At 48.5% G+C, this 16,411-nt stretch carries 18 protein-coding genes and 1 pseudogene; 18 read left to right on the top strand and 1 reads right to left on the bottom strand.

The features are described 5' to 3' along the window. The first annotated feature begins 1 nt into the window (after nt 1). The 15 genes from ACLGL1_RS08090 to ACLGL1_RS08020 all read left to right on the top strand — a co-directional run bounded on the left by ACLGL1_RS08090 (nt 2) and on the right by ACLGL1_RS08020 (nt 13,427). Complete coding sequence (locus tag ACLGL1_RS08090) at nt 2–214, top strand: hypothetical protein (RefSeq protein ID WP_411008192.1); 213 nt, start codon at nt 2–4, stop codon at nt 212–214. 5 nt (nt 215–219) lie between these two features. Beyond that, nucleotides 220–681, top strand: coding sequence for a phage tail tube protein (locus ACLGL1_RS08085; RefSeq protein ID WP_411008191.1), 462 nt, complete (start codon nt 220–222; stop codon nt 679–681). A gap of 17 nt (nt 682–698) precedes the next feature. After that, nucleotides 699–1,055 carry a hypothetical protein gene (locus tag ACLGL1_RS08080; protein ID WP_411008190.1) on the top strand — a complete coding sequence of 119 codons (357 nt, stop codon included), beginning with the start codon at nt 699–701 and terminating at the stop codon, nt 1,053–1,055. Between the two features lie 2 nt (nt 1,056–1,057). Then, nucleotides 1,058–1,657: a Gp15 family bacteriophage protein gene (locus tag ACLGL1_RS08075; protein ID WP_411008189.1), complete on the top strand. Its 600-nt coding sequence runs from the start codon at nt 1,058–1,060 to the stop codon at nt 1,655–1,657. Nucleotides 1,658–1,677: 20 nt separating this feature from the next. Then, nucleotides 1,678–6,069 carry a phage tail tape measure protein gene (locus ACLGL1_RS08070; protein ID WP_411008188.1) on the top strand — a complete coding sequence of 1,464 codons (4,392 nt, stop codon included), beginning with the start codon at nt 1,678–1,680 and terminating at the stop codon, nt 6,067–6,069. Next, complete coding sequence (locus ACLGL1_RS08065; RefSeq protein ID WP_411008187.1) at nt 6,066–6,809, top strand: hypothetical protein; 744 nt, start codon at nt 6,066–6,068, stop codon at nt 6,807–6,809. Before ACLGL1_RS08070 ends, ACLGL1_RS08065 begins: the two co-directional genes overlap by 4 nt. Continuing rightward, on the top strand, nt 6,806–8,050 hold the full coding sequence (locus ACLGL1_RS08060; protein WP_411008186.1) for a phage tail spike protein: 1,245 nt from the start codon (nt 6,806–6,808) through the stop codon (nt 8,048–8,050). Before ACLGL1_RS08065 ends, ACLGL1_RS08060 begins: the two co-directional genes overlap by 4 nt. 15 nt (nt 8,051–8,065) lie before the next feature. Beyond that, complete coding sequence (locus tag ACLGL1_RS08055) at nt 8,066–9,466, top strand: BppU family phage baseplate upper protein (RefSeq protein WP_411008185.1); 1,401 nt, start codon at nt 8,066–8,068, stop codon at nt 9,464–9,466. A gap of 17 nt (nt 9,467–9,483) precedes the next feature. Next, nucleotides 9,484–9,786 (top strand): hypothetical protein, encoded by a 303-nt coding sequence (locus ACLGL1_RS08050; RefSeq protein WP_411008184.1) that lies wholly within the window; start codon nt 9,484–9,486, stop codon nt 9,784–9,786. A 59-nt stretch (nt 9,787–9,845) separates the two neighbouring features. Then, nucleotides 9,846–10,007 (top strand): hypothetical protein, encoded by a 162-nt coding sequence (locus tag ACLGL1_RS08045; RefSeq protein WP_411008183.1) that lies wholly within the window; start codon nt 9,846–9,848, stop codon nt 10,005–10,007. Between the two features lie 294 nt (nt 10,008–10,301). Further along, nucleotides 10,302–10,739: a holin family protein gene (locus ACLGL1_RS08040; protein WP_411008182.1), complete on the top strand. Its 438-nt coding sequence runs from the start codon at nt 10,302–10,304 to the stop codon at nt 10,737–10,739. A 2-nt stretch (nt 10,740–10,741) separates the two neighbouring features. Continuing rightward, complete coding sequence (locus tag ACLGL1_RS08035) at nt 10,742–11,035, top strand: phage holin, LLH family (RefSeq protein WP_411008181.1); 294 nt, start codon at nt 10,742–10,744, stop codon at nt 11,033–11,035. Nucleotides 11,036–11,040: 5 nt separating this feature from the next. Continuing rightward, nucleotides 11,041–12,210 (top strand): glucosaminidase domain-containing protein, encoded by a 1,170-nt coding sequence (locus ACLGL1_RS08030; RefSeq protein ID WP_411008180.1) that lies wholly within the window; start codon nt 11,041–11,043, stop codon nt 12,208–12,210. A gap of 429 nt (nt 12,211–12,639) precedes the next feature. After that, nucleotides 12,640–12,858 (top strand): hypothetical protein, encoded by a 219-nt coding sequence (locus tag ACLGL1_RS08025; RefSeq protein ID WP_411008179.1) that lies wholly within the window; start codon nt 12,640–12,642, stop codon nt 12,856–12,858. Nucleotides 12,859–13,208: 350 nt separating this feature from the next. After that, nucleotides 13,209–13,427: a hypothetical protein gene (locus ACLGL1_RS08020; RefSeq protein WP_411008178.1), complete on the top strand. Its 219-nt coding sequence runs from the start codon at nt 13,209–13,211 to the stop codon at nt 13,425–13,427. 337 nt (nt 13,428–13,764) lie between these two features. On the opposite strand, the gene ACLGL1_RS08015 is transcribed toward ACLGL1_RS08020, so the two are convergent. Beyond that, nucleotides 13,765–14,040, bottom strand: coding sequence for a tyrosine-type recombinase/integrase (locus tag ACLGL1_RS08015; RefSeq protein WP_411008216.1), 276 nt, complete (start codon nt 14,038–14,040; stop codon nt 13,765–13,767). A gap of 143 nt (nt 14,041–14,183) precedes the next feature. Here ACLGL1_RS08015 and ACLGL1_RS08010 point away from each other — a divergent pair. From ACLGL1_RS08010 to ACLGL1_RS08000, 3 genes and pseudogenes are all read left to right on the top strand, one after another. Further along, nucleotides 14,184–15,282 (top strand): annotated as a pseudogene (locus ACLGL1_RS08010) (IS256 family transposase); the annotation flags it as partial. Between the two features lie 142 nt (nt 15,283–15,424). Then, nucleotides 15,425–16,162 carry a hypothetical protein gene (locus ACLGL1_RS08005; protein ID WP_411008177.1) on the top strand — a complete coding sequence of 246 codons (738 nt, stop codon included), beginning with the start codon at nt 15,425–15,427 and terminating at the stop codon, nt 16,160–16,162. Next, nucleotides 16,113–16,376 carry a hypothetical protein gene (locus tag ACLGL1_RS08000; RefSeq protein WP_411008176.1) on the top strand — a complete coding sequence of 88 codons (264 nt, stop codon included), beginning with the start codon at nt 16,113–16,115 and terminating at the stop codon, nt 16,374–16,376. Before ACLGL1_RS08005 ends, ACLGL1_RS08000 begins: the two co-directional genes overlap by 50 nt. Nucleotides 16,377–16,411 lie beyond the last annotated feature (35 nt).

The raw sequence follows: 16,411 nt of genomic DNA, 5'->3' as shown, positions 1-16,411 counted from the left end.
GATGGCGGGGCTGGCCTTTGACGTGCAATGCAAAAGCCCTTCACAGGCAGAAGCACTTGAGGCTTGTGAAAAAATTGCAGATGCCTTAGATAGCCAGCCTGGCCTTATTGGATGCAATACGCTGGAAATTTATGTAGAGCCCCACTTGGCTTATAGGACAGATCATGAATTTGTGTATAGCCTAATCTTTTACGCAGAATTTTTGAAAGGATGATTGATATGGCAAAGAATTTCCTACTTCAACATAACTTTGGCTTTGATATTAATAAAAAAGTAGACGCTGAAGATACCGGTAATGACTGGCTCAAGCTGGGTAGCGGGATCAAGGGCATGGAGATTGATAATAACGAGGAGTCGGAAGAGTTTTACTACTACGATGGGGGCGGCAATGCGGAGTCTGCTGTTACCGGTCAGCAAAAAAGCTTTGAGTTCGAGTGCGACAGAGACTACAATGACCCGGCCCAGAACTATATCTTCAACACCCTGGCCCACACCATTGGCCCTGAACGGGATGTTGCTATCCGGGTGACCTATCCGGATGGGACCAAGCTTATCGGTCCGGGGACGGTAACAGACATTAAAGAGCCCTCCGGTGAGGCCAATAAACGGGGGGAATGCGGCTTTACCTTGAAGTTTGCCGGTAAGCCGAAAATTACCGCTGGCAGCGCCGTGGGTGTATAAGGAGGGAATAAATAGACATGAAGACCCTTGAGATAAAAAAGAGTAGCCTTGAGTTTGAGATTGCCGGGACTTGTTACACCGTAGACTTAGCAGATGACAAAATAAAAGCCTACCTGGAGTTTCTGGAGGAGATTACTGCAGATGGTCAGGCCTTAGCCAACCGACAAGATGCTGCCGTTATGGAGGAAGGTCGGGATTTAATTATGAAGGCCTTTGACCTCTTCTTTGGCCAGGGCTGCGGTAAATCCCTTTATGACCTTTGTGGCCAATCTTCCTATGTAGCCTTAGACCTCTTGGCCCAAGTGGTCAGTGAGCTGACAGAGCACATCGGGGATACGGCATCTGCCCGGTTTAATAAATACTTAGGCAAATAGCTGTGTTTACGCTGACAGAACGACAGGCCGGCCCTGTTGTGACCGTCGCCTATAAGACCTATGACATCAGTATAGACACTTCCTTTGACACCATCTTAAGGTGTATGGAGGTCGCAGAAGATCCTTATTTTACCGCCTTGGACCGGCTCATTATGACCTACTATCTTTTAGTCCCTTCCTATGCTCAGTATGCCGGCGTTTTTGACTTAGAGGACATAGCGGCGGTCATTGCCTTGGCCTACCGGGCCATAGGCGGGGAGCAGGAGGGGGAGGCAGACGCAGAAGAAATCGTTCACTTTACTTATGATGCAGAGCGGATTTTTGCTTCATTTATGAAAGACTATGGTATCAACTTGGTAAAAGCCCAGGGGCAACTCTCCTGGGCTCATTTTATGGCCTTATTTAATGGCTTATCGGATGATACGCCGATTATGCGGGCCATCCACTATAGGACCTGTCCAGTGCCAAAAGGGCAAGACCAGGCTGAAGAGCGCAAGCGGATCTTGAAGTTAAAGCGACATTACGAACTGCCGGCCCAGCGTAAGGCAAGAGAGGCGGCTGCAGTAGAGGCCTTGTATGACTTGCGGGCGCTGGCTGAATAAAAAAGAAAGGAGGCATACATATGGCATCTGACGGGAGAGTGGTTATCGATTCCGTGCTTAACTCCGATGGGGTTAAGGCGGGGATAGCAGAAATAAAAAGCCAGCTGCAGAGTGTCAAACAAGCCGGCGGAAATATGAGCCGGGGGCTTGCCAATGCAGCGGCTGCAGGCCTTACGGTCTTAGGTACCGCAGCGACAGCCTTCGGGGCCTACAGCATCAAGGCGGGGATTGATTTTGAAAGCGCCTTTGCCGGGGTGGTAAAAACCGTGGATGCTACGGATGCAGAGTTGTCCACATTGCGAACAGGCATTATCAACATGAGTAAGGAGATGCCCCAGAGTGCCACTGAAATTGCGGCAGTTGCTGAAGCCGCCGGTCAGCTTGGCATCTCAACCCCCCACATTCTTGACTTTACCAAGACCATGGTCATGCTTGGCGAATCAACAAATATGTCCAGCGACCAGGCGGCTGTATCCCTAGCCCGGCTAGCTAATATTACCGGGATGAGTGAAGAAAACTACAGCCGACTGGGCTCATCGATTGTGGCCCTCGGGAATAACATGGCCACTACAGAGTCGGAGATTGTTGACATGAGCCTGCGCTTAGCCGGTACAGGTAAGCAGGTGGGCTTAACGGAAGCAGAAATCCTGGGCCTTTCAGCGGCCATGTCATCTGTGGGGATTAACGCTGAAGCCGGTGGGTCGGCCATGAGCCGGACCATGCAAAAGATTAACACCGCTGTGCTTTCCGGCAGTGACAAGGTCCAGGGCTTTGCCAAGGTAGCCGGGATGAGTGCAGAGGAGTTCACCGCAGCTTGGAAAGAACGCCCCGCTCAGGCAATTAATGCCTTTGTAAAGGGCCTGGATAAGGTCAAAAAAAGCGGCGGTGACGTATCTAGCACTCTGAAAGAGTTGGGTTTAAACTCCTTACAGGAAGTGGACACCCTTATGCGGCTTGCTGGGGCGTCCGAGGAGCTCACCAAGGCTTTGGATATATCTCAAAAGGCCTGGGAGGAAAACCAGGCCCTACAGAAAGAGTTCGGAGCTCGACTAAAAACCGTGCAGGCCCAACTGGATATCCTAAAGAACAAGTTTACGGCCCTGGCCATTGCTATGTTCGATAGCTTGCGCCCTGCCTTTATGGCCGGGATTAAGGCCCTTCAACTCTTGGTTGCGGCCATTGGTCACTTGCCGGCCCCCTTGTTGGCTGCTCTAACAGCCGTTATGGCCTTGGTGGGCTCTGTCCCCGCCCTGGTCACTGCTCTCAGAGCCCTAGGCCTGACAGCCATGACCAACGCCCAGGCCATGGTTGTCTTAAGGGGCGTCCTCATGGGGGTTGGCCAGGCTTTGCTGGGCTTTTTAGTATCCCCAATCGGGATAGCTGTAGTTGCCTTGGCCAGCCTGGCAAAGGGGGTATCCTTTCTGCACACCCACTGGCAAAACCTATCTGCTGTCTTGGCATCTGTGGGTAGGTATTTCCCAAGCATAGGGGCCGGTGTCCAGCAACTAACCGGTGTTTTTAGCGGCCTGGGGAATGTGGTTGCGGTATTAAAGGAAAAGTTTGCTAATATTTTGGGGCCAATTGGGCCTGCTTTTCAAGCTGCCTTACAAAGCGCAGGGGAGTTTGGAGCGGCCCTAAAAGCTCTGTTCGCTGGGATTATGTCGCCAGAAGCGATTAATGCTGATGCCCTTGTTGATGGGGTTGTACAAAGCTTTAATAAGCTGGTTCCCGCCCTGGGCAATTTACGAGGGACGCTCATCACAGCAGGGTCTCAGTTGATTGCTACCTTAGGTGAGGCCATCTCTAATGCGGGCCCACAGATAGCGGCGACGGCCAGCAACTTGATTACCCAGCTGACGACTGCCATTTCAACAGCGGCCCCTGCCCTATTGGGCGCTGCCACTACGATACTAACCGGTCTAGCCCAAGGGATTACAGCTGCAGCGCCGCAAATGACCAGCACTGCAATGACAATCATTAGCGGCCTGGGTCAAGGCTTGGCCACAGCGGCCCCCGCCCTTATTGGTGCTGCTACCACCTTAATTGTCGGCTTGCTCCAGGGGCTTACGACTGCAGCCCCCATGCTCATTACAGGAGCCACAACAGTTATCACGAGCCTAATCCAAGGGATAACTACAGCGATTCCCACCTTGGTGTCGGCAGCGACGACGATTATTCAGGCCCTGGTTAATGGACTGACCACCGCCTTGCCGATGCTCATCCCCTTGGCCATTAGTGCGATAACCACCCTGTTAGAGGCCTTAATCAGTGCCGCACCCCAGCTCATAGAAGCAGGGGTTCAGCTACTTACTGCCCTTATTGACGGTCTGGTCCAGGCCTTACCTCAGATCATTGATGCAGCCATTCAGTTGGTTCAAGCCCTGTTACAAGCCATCATTTCTAACGCCCCTCAGCTTTTAGCTGCTGGGGTTCAATTGATTACCGCCCTGATTAGCGGCGTCCTGTCTCTAACTGGGGCCTTAGTCGGTGCGGCAGGATCGCTTATTGCTGCGGCCCTGGGTACTATTTTGGGATTCTTAGGGCAGATGCTCTCTGCCGGGGTCCAGCTCATTGGCCAGCTGATTAGCGGGATTGCTTCCCGGGCCAGTCAGGTAGCTGCCAAGGTACGGTCTGCGGTCCAGGGGGCTGTTACAGCAGCAAAGAGCTTTGTCGGAAGGTTTTTGGGGATCGGTCGGGATATGATCCAAGGGCTAATTAATGGGATTATGAGCATGGCCAGTGCCGTAGCTGAAGCAGCTGCTAGTGTTGTTAAGGGCGCAATTACCGCTGCCATGTCCATGCTAAAGAGCCACTCGCCATCCAGGGTATTTATGGACCTCGGCCGTTGGACTGGCGAAGGCTTTATTATAGGTATTGATGGTCAGAAAAAGAAGGTCGCCAAGGCCGGGGGCAATATGGCGGGGGCCATGATTGACGCCACTGCTAAGGTCCTGGGCATTGCCAGCCCTTCCAAGGTGGGGCTAGGCATGGGGGCTAACGTTGGTCAAGCCATGGCAACAGGGATGGCTTCTGTTGAGCAAAAGGTTGCCGAGGATATCGCCCGTAGCACCGTGAAAATTACAGACAAGGTGTTGGCTCAGCAGGCGAAAAACAATAGGCGAATTGCCAATGAAGTAGCCCGCATCGGGAACCAGGTAAAAAAGATTACCGAGGATATCGGTAAGAAAACTATTTCAGCTCAAGAGAAGTACCATAAGGCCATGACGAAGTCCCGCGAAGACCTGGCTAAAGAAGAACAACGGATTACGGACGCCTACGAAAGGGAATTCCAGACCCGGGCAGACAAGTTAGCCGGCTGGGTAAAAACCTTTGATGAGGTGCCGAAGCGGGCGGAAGTCACTGGCACAGAGCTGTTAAAGAATTTAAAGGCCCAGAATGCTGCCTTTGAAGACTGGCAAAACGATATGGCCACCCTTACAGAGAGAGGCATCGAAGAGGGCCTCTTAAAGGAATTGCAAGAAGCCGGGCCAAAGGCCGCAGGCGAGATAAAGGCCTTGGTTTCAATGACCAAGGAGGCCTGGGCGACCTACCAAAAGGAATGGGTCAAAAAACAGGACCTAGCTAAGGTCCAGTCCTTCATTGACACTACGGATGCCCGCAAGAAAATGGCAACTGACCTGGCTGCGGCCCGGCAAAAGGCCCAAGAAGAGATGGATGGCCACACCATGGAATACATCAAGGCCCTTGATACAGTCCAGCGCGAGGCGGTCAAGAAATTAGCCGACTTATCGGCAAAAGGGGTGGACCTGGGCGCCGACTTTGTCAATGAAGTCATTAACGGCATCCGGACCCGGGTGCCTGAATTTGAAAAGACGACAGAGGGCCTAGCTGCAGCCATGAAGCGGTTAGACATTAACGACTTTAAGCCCCCCACTGCCGCAGCTTTGACGGCTTCTATTGAAGAAGCCAAGACCAAGGAGCCGGAATTCAAGACCATTGGCCAGCGGATGATGCAGGGCCTGGTCAAGGGTGTCCAAGATGGTAAGAGCAGCCTGGTAAACGCCATGACCCGGGCTGTCCAGGGGGCTATATCCGCAGCAAAAGATGAGCTAGGTATCGCCAGCCCCTCTAAGGTAATGCAAAGAGAGGTTGGCCGATGGATCCCTGCAGGCATGGCAGAGGGGATGCTGCAGGGCAGTAGTGGTGTAAGAGCGGCCGCTGAGCGAATGGCGGCGCAGGCCATGACAGGTCTTGGGCATTTGCCCGGCCCAGCTATACGGCCGGCCTTTTCCGGCGCTTATGGGGGCAGTGTGGATAAGAGCCGCCACTACAATAGCCAGGTGACGGTTGAAAACATCAATACCAGTGAGACCGCCAAGAGCATCGCTAAACTAGATGAAGAGATGGCTTGGCTGCAACGGCAAAGAGAAAGGGGGCTGGGTAGACGATGAGGCCAAGAAATGATGATGCTTATTTCATTTACAAGGGTCGGTCTTCACGAGAGTTTGGCTTACGAATTCTCAATGATATGTCCCTGCAGGTCCCTGAATATGACATAGAGTTCGTGGAAATCCCCGGTCGGGATGGAGACCTGGCCCTGGATAATAAACGGTATAAGTCAGTAGACCGGTCCTTCCGCTGCCACCTTATCCCGCCTAAGGGCCAAACCCTAGACCAGGCAGTAGTGGCCATCGCTGCCTGGCTATCTCTGCAGCCGGGCTACCACAAATTGCAGTGGTCCGGGGAGCCGGGGTACTTCTGGCAGGCCATTTACGTACAGGGCATCAATATCGTAGAGAGCCTTCGCCAATTCGGGGCCGTGGAACTGACCTTCCGTTGCCAGCCGGGAAAGTATTTAGCTATTGGAGAGCAGTGGGTGAACCTGCCGCCCGGTGAAAAAATCACCCTGCATAATCCTGGCAATCTACCGGCTTACCCCTTGTGGAAGGCCCCCGCGGAAAATGGTCAAGCGGAGCGGCGCATCTCCATTACCATTAACCGCACAGAGGGGATAACCTTCGTAGATGCCCAAGGGGACATTAGCTATGATGCTGGCAGCCATATCTTCAGCGGGAAGGCAGATGAGGTCATCTACCGACGCCTACCTTTTTTGCCGGCTGCAAGTGCCGTTGAGCTTACGGCCAGGGGAGGGCCTGTTTATATGCAGCCCAGATGGAGGGTTTTAGGATGATTCCACTTTTGTATGGTGAGGACTACTTTTACGACAACCCCGAGGCAGAGCATTTTATCACCTTCTTGGGGGAAGCAACCACTTGCCAGGTGAGCGAGAAACGCAACGACACCTTTACCATGGAAATGACCTACCCCTTGTCCGGGCAGGCCGCCCAGGAAATTATCCCCGGGCGTGTCATTGAAGCGCCGCCAGATGGGTATACGACCCGGCAACCCTTTCGGATTGTACGGACTAAGCGAACCATAAGCACAGGTCAACTGGAGGTTTACGCCGAGCACATCAGCTATGACCTCTTAGGCTGCCCCTTAAAACCCAAGGTTGACTTCACAGCCACCGGCGCTAGGGACGCCATGATTAAAATGGATAACGCCACCCTGGGGGCAAATGATTTTACCTTCCGCTCGTCAATTAACGGGACCAGGACCTTCCGTTGGCGGATAGGGGAGGTAAATAATGCCCGGGAGGCCTTAGCCGGCGTCAGGGGGAGTATCTTAGACCATTATCATGGCGAATACCTTTTTGATGGCTCTAGAATCAGTCTCTTGGCTAATAGGGGAAAGGATCGGGCTGTGGCCTTTATCTATGGCGTTAACCTACTGGATACTGAAATAGAGGTGGACTATAGCAACTATGCAACCAGCATCTACCCCTTTAGCGGCTCGGAAGATGGGGAAGGTGTTGTTACCCTGCCTGAATACTATATCGACTCTCCTCATTACACAGGGGGAATGCGGCAGATCATCAAGGTGGTCGATTTCAGCAGTGATGAAATCAGGTCAGTAGAGGCCCTGCGCAACAGGGCTAACCGGTATATCCGGGATAATAACGTTGGCCAGCCGGCCATCCGGGCCACAGTATCCGGAGCAGACCTAAAAAGGGTCTTGAACTTTTCATCAGCCGACAGCTTTCGCCTACAGCTATGTGACACAGTCCGGGTTATCATCCCTCACCAAGACATTGACCTTCAGGCGAAGATCACAGGCCTTACCTATGACGCCTTAAAGGAAGAAGTCATTAGCGTTGACCTCGGCGAGCCTGCCCCGACCTTGCGTCAAACCTTGCAAAGCTCAGTAGACGCTTTAAGCGACCGGGTAGGGACCCTGTCCGGGACCGCAGCAGGCCTGGTGGATAATACAATTAGCGCTAAGGTAAAGGATGAAGGTACCGGGAAGAATTACAGACTGATTCCGGTGATAAGAAATGGTGTATTAACCTGGGAAAAAGAAGAAATAAAATAAAGGAGGTCTTTACCTATGGCCTTAGATACTTTCCGCCGTATTGATATTATTCTAGATACGGCGAACGATAGAGTAGATTGGCAGACTCCGCTTAACGCTAACACCGGCGAATACAACAGTCGCAATCTGCGTGTTCAACTTACCAACGGTGGTGTTGTCGAACCGCAGAAGGCGGACCTATATTTTGGCTTCAGACATGTCGAGACCGGCAATAATGGCGTCTACCCTATGAAGCGGGTCGACGCAAATCAAGGGATTTACGAGGTGTATTACCCTAGTGAGATGCTAACTACAGCCGGGTCTGTCATATGTGCCATTAAAATTGTCGAGGATTCGAATGGTCGGCACATCAACAAGACGGCCAATTTCACGGTTGATGTTAAGAAATCCGCCATTGATGACAATATGGAAGTTGCTGAGAACAGCCTCAGAGTCTTCGACAAGATGTTACTCGATGTCCAGGTGAACGGACGCAAAATTATCGTGGTAGAAGATACCGTGAAAGAAATCTTGCGAGAGTATAAAGACCTACAGACTTGGCTGAAAAACAACGTTGTTAAGCAGTCTCAGATTGCGGAATTAACTAAGCAAAATAAGGAGATTGCTTTTAATGCCGGAAAGATCGACCATTTATCTAAAACTGCTCCTCTACTAGACATATTTAAAAATTTATACGTTATGGCTGAACGCATCGAATCTGATGAAGATGATAAGAGTATAAATTTAAACAAATATATCGGAACTAAAATTTCTCCGTCGACTCTGAATAATGAAAATAAGGCATGGAGTAAAAAAACTCTATTCAAAATTCAAGGATCTGGTATTTTATTAGGAATATCTTCTACTATGAACCATCGTATTGATGTTGAATATAGTGATGAATACAATTACGACCGAGGATTCGATTATACTGGGACGTGGTCTTATGACGGAAACAGAACAAAAACAAAAAGCATTTATCCAGACGAACGACATTATAATATAAATATAAAAGCCGATGGAAAAACAATAATGAAAGCATTGGGTGATAATAAAAATAACACGTCTCCTGAGATTCGTTTTCAAAGTTTATATGGCTTTAATGTTATATCATCGTATGCAAAGAACCAACAAAATTTGATATATGCAAATATGCATAGCTATCCCTTTCCGTCAAAAGGGAAAGTGTTCGTTACCGGTAATGCCGAAAAATATAAATTACCAAAAGAATATACCATTGGTATAGAGTTCGAAAAAGAACTCGTTGTCGATATAGACGTAAGCGTGTATCCCACTATTGATTTAACCTCGAACCCGTGGGTCGAAGATCTCTCTGGTTATAATCAAAAGAAGTATCATCGAACAACATATACAAAAGCCACTATGGTTCAAACCTATCGTATAGATGGTTTATACGCTATCATATTTCCCAAATGAATAATGGAGGGAGAGAAATGATTGAGGAAAAATTCAATGGTGCCATAATAACTGCGGACGGCGAAATATCAGACGATAATCATACCCCACCAGAACCAACTCCGGAAGAGGTCCTGGAAGCTAAGATAGCTGAGATCACTCGTAAGCTCGATACCCAATCTTCTATATTAATGCAGATTGGTATGGCTACCACGCCCCCTCCGGATATTCCAGACACCCCGGCCGACCCTAAAGACTTACCAATGTCCACAGGCCCTCAGCCGGATGCAGAAACGCTTAAAAACTTAATGGGCGGAATGACGCCGCCTGAAATTCCATGACAAAGCGCCTGGCATTTGCTATCAGGTGCTTTTTTGTTGCCCTGAAAGGAGGTGACAGTATGCGTTTTGCAGTTATGCTAGCTTTTGCCATTATGGACGGTCTTTTGAAGTGGACTGATATCACTGAAGCGTGGAAACCCGCCGTAAAATATTGCTTAGATGCTTACGGCGTAGGCGTCGATGGGAAACCGGTCATGAAAGAAGAAAAACCGGCTGAGTAACGGCAAGCTTGCAAGAGTCATAAGCAGGTGGTATACTAAGAGCAAGGAAAATATGTAACATGAAACACCAAAAACCCCACCAACTGCCATTGGTGGGGTTTTGACCTTAACGGGACTTCCATCGGCTGATGACTAGCAGCATGATCACCAGCAAGTTAAGGTCGAGCTGCAGGAAAATGTGTAACATGAAGATCACCTCCCCTCCGCCGATAAGCGGCTGGGGACGGAAGTCCTTGCAAAATAGTATACCATACCGCCTACCCAGGCGGTATTTTTTATGGAAAGAAGGTGCCCATGGATTTTGAAGCAGTCAGGCGGATTTGCACCTTAATCATTAGCTGTTGTAGTGGAGTTATCGCCGGGCTTTTTGGCGTGGCTTCAGCAGGCCTTATGCAGGTGCTTATCGCCTTAATGGTCATCGATTACGCCGGAGGCATAGCCGTAGCCGCCTATGGCGCCAGTCCCAAGTCGCCGGATGGCCGGCTTTGTTCAGCGGCCGGGTTAAAGGGCCTGGTCCGTAAGGGCGGGATTATCGCCGTTATCCTGGTGGCCCGGCTCCTGGACCTGGCCTTAGGCAAGCCCATCGTGACCGACGTATCGATCATGTTTTTTATTATCAACGAGAGCCTATCTATCTTGGAAAATGCGGGCCTTTTAGGTTTACCCATACCCAGAGCCCTAAAGAAGACACTAACGGCCTTAAATAAGGAAATGGATAAAAAAGGAGACTAACTATGGACATTACAGAAATCCTCATGGCAGCTACGGCCCTTATCCTGGCCCTTGCCGCCTTTACAATTAACCATACAGCCAAAACAGACGCCAAGCGGGCAGAGGCCCTTAAGTGGGTCGGTATTGCCGTTAATGCAGTAGAGCAGGTATCGGCTACCGCCACCGGCCGGCAGAAGAAGTCCCAGGTTAAAGCCTGGCTGGCCAAGCAAGGCCTCATCTACGACGAAGCCAAGCTGGACATGGCCATTGAAGCTGAAGTCAACAAGATGAAAAAGACCCTTGGAAAAAAGGAGTAAGGGCCATGGACCAAACAAGCTTTATTGCCGGCATTGCCCCGGGGGCGGTTCAAGGCTGGGAGCAGGAAGGCATCCTACCGTCTTTGTCCATCGCCCAGGCCATCCTTGAAAGCGGCTGGGGGACGAGCGTTTTGGCAGTCCAGGCGAATAACCTCTTTGGCATCAAGGCAAGCGATGACTGGCAGGGCAAGACCCTGACCGTCCCAACCAAGGAGTGGGTAAACGGCCGGTACATCACCATCCATGCCACCTTCCGGGCTTATGATAGCTGGGCCGACAGCGTGGCCGACCATGCCCGCTTTTTTACATCTACTGACTGGCGTAAAAATCTTTACGCCGCCGTCATCGGCGAGAGCGGCTATATCAAAGCCTGTCGGGCCATCCAGGTGGCGGGTTATGCCACCGCTCCGGATTATGCAACTAAGCTCATTAACTTAATCGAGCAATACGACTTAACGCGATATGATAAGCAAGGGAGTGAGACCATGACAAAAGGCGTGGGTAAAGGCAGTAATTACCAGTACATTACCCAGTACGACAGCCCTAACCACTGGGGCCAGCGGTCCAAGACAGAGGCCATTGTCATCCATTGGTGGGATGACCCGGCTAAGAAGCCGTCTTTTGACGGTGTGGTGTCCTGGCTTTGTGATGTTCGGTCGAGGGCGTCGGCTCATTATGTGGTGGAGGCCGGTAAGGTGGCTTGTATTGTAGACCCCCACCTAATGGCCTGGCATGTGGCTGAACCGACTTACGTAAACCAGACAACCATTGGCGTTGAGTGCAATCCCAGGGCCTGGGATAGCGACCACGAAACCGTCGCAGAATTAGTAGCCGACCTGTGGCATGAGTGGGGCAAGTTGCCCGTCAAGCGGCATAGGGATTATATGTCCACTCAGTGTCCCGGTAACTACGATTTAGACCGATTGATTGCCAGAGCCGAAGAAATCTATGCAGGCCAAGGCAAGACAAGAAAGGATGAAGTGGAATTGAGACCGGAAGTCGCAGAATGGATCACTAGCCTATATGACCAAGCCCACAAGGATACCCCCGCAGATTGGGGCAAAGACGCCTGGCAAGAGGCCACAGAAAAAGACATCGTAGACGGCCAGCGGCCCAATGCTATGATGACCCGCCTGGAATATGCCGCCAGTGAGCTGAGAAGACTAGAAAAGTAGGCATGAGATAAGCCCCTGCATGAGCGGGGGCTTATTTTTATTGGGCATAATTATAACTCGTTTAACGGACCAAGATGGGGCGAAAAAGCGAACCATAGGGCATAGGTCTATAGAAAATAATAAAAAAGATAGGGAAAACCATTGACATAGTGATATCACTATGATATTATATAAGTGTAGCAGGGAGCTACAATAAGCGGGCAAGAGCAGAAAGGAGAATAAGATGGAAGGTATGACGAATGAACAATTCCAAGCAGTCTTGAAAATGATTATCCAAATCATTGAAAGTAGCGAAAGCAAAGAAGAAGCTATTGAAAAAATAAAAGACCTACTGAAATAACAGTAGGTCAAACACAGAAAACACAGGCGGGCTTGCCACCGCCTTGTGTTTATTAAGTATATCAAACATGGCAAGAGAAAGGCAAGCGAATGTCTAAAAGAAAAGCAGTCTATAATCCTGAAGCTGATAAAAAATGGGCCAGGGCTAATAAGGACCATAAGCGGTACTTAAATTATCGTTCTACTGCTAGGACCTTCATCCGAGAGTTAGCAACGGAAGAAGACTTAGAGGAACTCGAAAACCTTATAACCCTCAGAAGACAGGTATTCCCAACGCAATTAGGTAAAGATAATAAGCCCGTTGAATAAAAATAAAGCCGCCTAAAATAGGCGGTTTTTCTATGAAAAAGGTTTTACATAGTGCAAGCACCATGCTATAATATAACCATGAGAGGAGGTGATGGCCTTGGATGAAAAGATAATAACCGCCCTTGTTGCTGTAACGGCGATAACAAACCTGGTAACATCAATTATCGACCTAATCAAAGCAACAAAAGGCGGCCAAGACAAAGGGGGCAAATAAGCCCCCACCCCTTCGGGGGTACCTTAAGTATATCATCCAAGGAAAAATAATGGAAATATTATTTTGGACCCTTATCTGTATCGCCAGTATTGCAGCACTCATTATCCGCATTTACTTATGGAAGAGGTGATTTTGTATGGCCGATAGAAAGGCTGTTTATAGCCCTAAAGCAGATAAAAAATGGGCGCAAAACAATAGGGAACATAGGAATTACCTATCCAGCAGAACTGCCGCCAGGTCCTTTATTCGCAAGCGGGCAACAGCAGAAGACCTAGCAGAGCTAAAAGACCTTATAGCCTTGCGTGAAAGCGTCTATCCACAAGAGCTGAGCAGGGACAACAAGCCTGTTAAATAAAATAAGCCTCCCTGTACTTATACTATACTGTAGCCCTTAAGCCATGTAAAACACTTCATGTTTTCCCTAGCACTTCCCTAGCACGTAACACGCATCATATGAAGCGATACAGGTACAAAAAGGCTTAATGGTGAATATTGAAGCAGCTACAAAAGGCTCTATAAAGCCATTTGTCTATCGTATAAAGTTACATGGAGATTATCGCCTCTAATTTGGGGTTGCAGAGGTCGCTGGTTCAAATCCAGTCGCTCCGATACGTTAACAAAGCAGGTTTGCGGATTTTCCGTGAACCTGCTTTGTTGTGTTTCTGGCGTTTGTACAGTTCAGTGTACAGTGGTTACGATAGGATGGCGGATATTTTTTCCAGTTGGGCATCGAGGAGGTCGGTGGAGATGTCGATGTAGTAGTCGGCGGTGGTGGAGATATCTTCATGGCCTAGGAGTTCTTTTACGATGCTAATATCTGTCCCTTGTTCGACTAGGCGGGTGGCGAAGGTATGGCGGAGGGTGTGATTGGTAATATCTTCGGGGAGGCCGGCTTTCTTCAGGAGTCGCTTAAGGTGCTTCAGGACGTTGGTTTGGCAGTAGGGGGTTAGGTTTGAGGTTTGGAAGATGAAGGTGTTATCTGTCCAGGACTTGCCCGTGATGAGGTAAAGTCCATATCATTGTGTAAAAGTAAAAAGGTCATATCAGTCCTTTTGCGGTACAATGTTTTTAACCCAAAAAAACATACCAAGAGGACTCATATGACCCAAGTACATTATCAGATGAGCTGAGTAAAAATATTCTGACGACCGTCTTTAATCAACTCATGGAACAGGAGCGGGATGAATATATTGGTGTTGGCAACTACGAGCGTAATCATGAACGCACAAGTCATCGTAATGGCTATTATGAACGGGAGTATACTACACGAATTGGTCATTTGACCCTCCGTGTGCCTAGAACACGAGATGGCCAGTTCTCAACGGATATTTTTGACCGCTATCAGCGTAATGAAAAAGCCCTCCTTACTTCTATCTTAGAAATGTATGTCCAAGGGGTTTCCACACTAAGGTAAGTAAGATTGTAGAGGAGCTATGTGGAAAGAAGATTTCTAAATCCTTTGTTTCTAACCTTACCAAAGAACTTGATGGAATGGTTCATGAATGGCAACATGCCCAGCTAACAGAAAAAGCCTAGCCCTACCTGATGGTAGATGTTCTTTATATTAAAGTACGAGAAAATGACCGGGTCCTGTCAAAGAGTTGTCATATTGCAGTTGGTATTAGCCAAGAAAGTGACCGTGAAGTCCTAGGTTTTCTCATACAAGAGAGTGAAAGTGAACAGACTTGGTCCCACTTTTTTGATGACTTATAAAGGAGCGAGGGCTTCACGGCATGACATGCCTTATTCAGATGCCCACAAAAGCCTGGTAAAAGCCATTGGAAAGTCTTTCACAGGTGTTTCTTAGCAACGGTGCCAAGTCCATTTTTTTACCTAACATCTTCCGATACCTTCCTAAAAAAGGCTCTCAAGCCTTTCGCGAGAAGGTAAAAGCAATCTTTCGTATTAGCTCGGTAGATGAAGCGAGAAGGTTAAAGACCAAGTCATTGCAGAATATGAGAATCAAGCAGGCTATAAGAAGGCTTGTGATATCTTGGATGAAAGATTTGAAGATGCATTTTAATATGCTGTAGTTGGTCAAACCCACCCAAGACTCCGTAGCACAAAGCTACTGGAGCGATTGAATGAAGAAATAAGGCGTCGGGAGAAAGTAGTCCGTATTTTCCCCAATACAGCCTCAGCGAATCGCTTAATCGGCGCACGAAAGCGACCAATGGCTTTCATCACCTAGAGCTTATATTAGTTTTTAGAGGTCGAATGTTGTACAGGCGTATTTTACACAAGATTATGGACTTGACTCCAGGGTCCGAGGCTCAAAAGAGGCCTATCATATATGTTTTAAACGAACGTTTTTAGAGCAAGAAATGCTTTTATACCCACAAATAGGTGATCGTGAGTCAGGGGAAATGGCTCTTAAGGGAGCCGGTTATTAATTTTACCCAGGCTATAGTAGATGATACCGTTAAGGCCAATGCTGACTTTCAGTACCGGGCAGGGCTAAGCCCTAAGATTATTCGCCGGGAGGCCGGGAACTGTTGCGACTGGTGTAAGGCGGTTGTAGGGGTCTATGAATATCCGGATGTGCCCCAGGATGTGTACAGGCGGCACAGGTATTGCAGGTGCACGGTAGATTATTTTCCGGGTGATGGCAAAAAGCAGGATGTTTGGTCTAAGAAATGGACTGATGTCAATAAAGATGCTAAGATACAGGAAAGAAAAGAGATTAAACAAACCCCGAATGCAGCATTAAATTTACAGACGCTAAAGAAGTTGGAAGAGAAAAACTGGACTCCAGCATTTAAAGCAAGGGCTATACGATTTTATAGGGAAACCAGTCAGGCTGGGGTTGAATTCTCAGACCATGCTGTAAGCAGGGCAATGGATAGAGCAGTAAACAAAAAAGGGTTTACTACGGAGGATATTATAAAATTAGCAAAATCCAAGCCATTGTATATACAAAATGAAGACGGAAGGCTTGTGCATTCTAATGGTATCATCCATTTACTAAGAAATCCTAAGACAGGTGATATAGTATCTGTTTCAGATAGAAAGATGCCCAGAAGGGATTGGGTGAAGATAGATGGGAAAACTAGAAACGATAATAAAAATGATGAAGTTGGCAATCAATGATATAGGAAAACCAGAACATGAGATATCTTCAAAAATAGAAGATTTCATTAATGATAATTTTTGGGAAATAGAAAAAGAGCACCCTTTAATTGCCAGGTATTTAAACGATGATGTTGTTGATATCTGTGAACAAACAGAACCTGGACTTGAGGGTACGAATTTCAGAAAAGAAATTGAAGAGGCTTACAACGAAATTTTGCGCATGATGTCATAAAGCACACCTAACGTTTGTTAGATGTGCTTTTTTAT

The sequence above is a fragment of the Peptococcus simiae genome (assembly GCF_046569735.1).
Classification (GTDB): Bacteria; Bacillota; Peptococcia; order Peptococcales; family Peptococcaceae; genus Peptococcus; species Peptococcus simiae_A.
The sequence above is the reverse complement of the archived record's forward strand: the minus strand, read 5'-3'. Positions and strand labels throughout refer to the sequence as shown.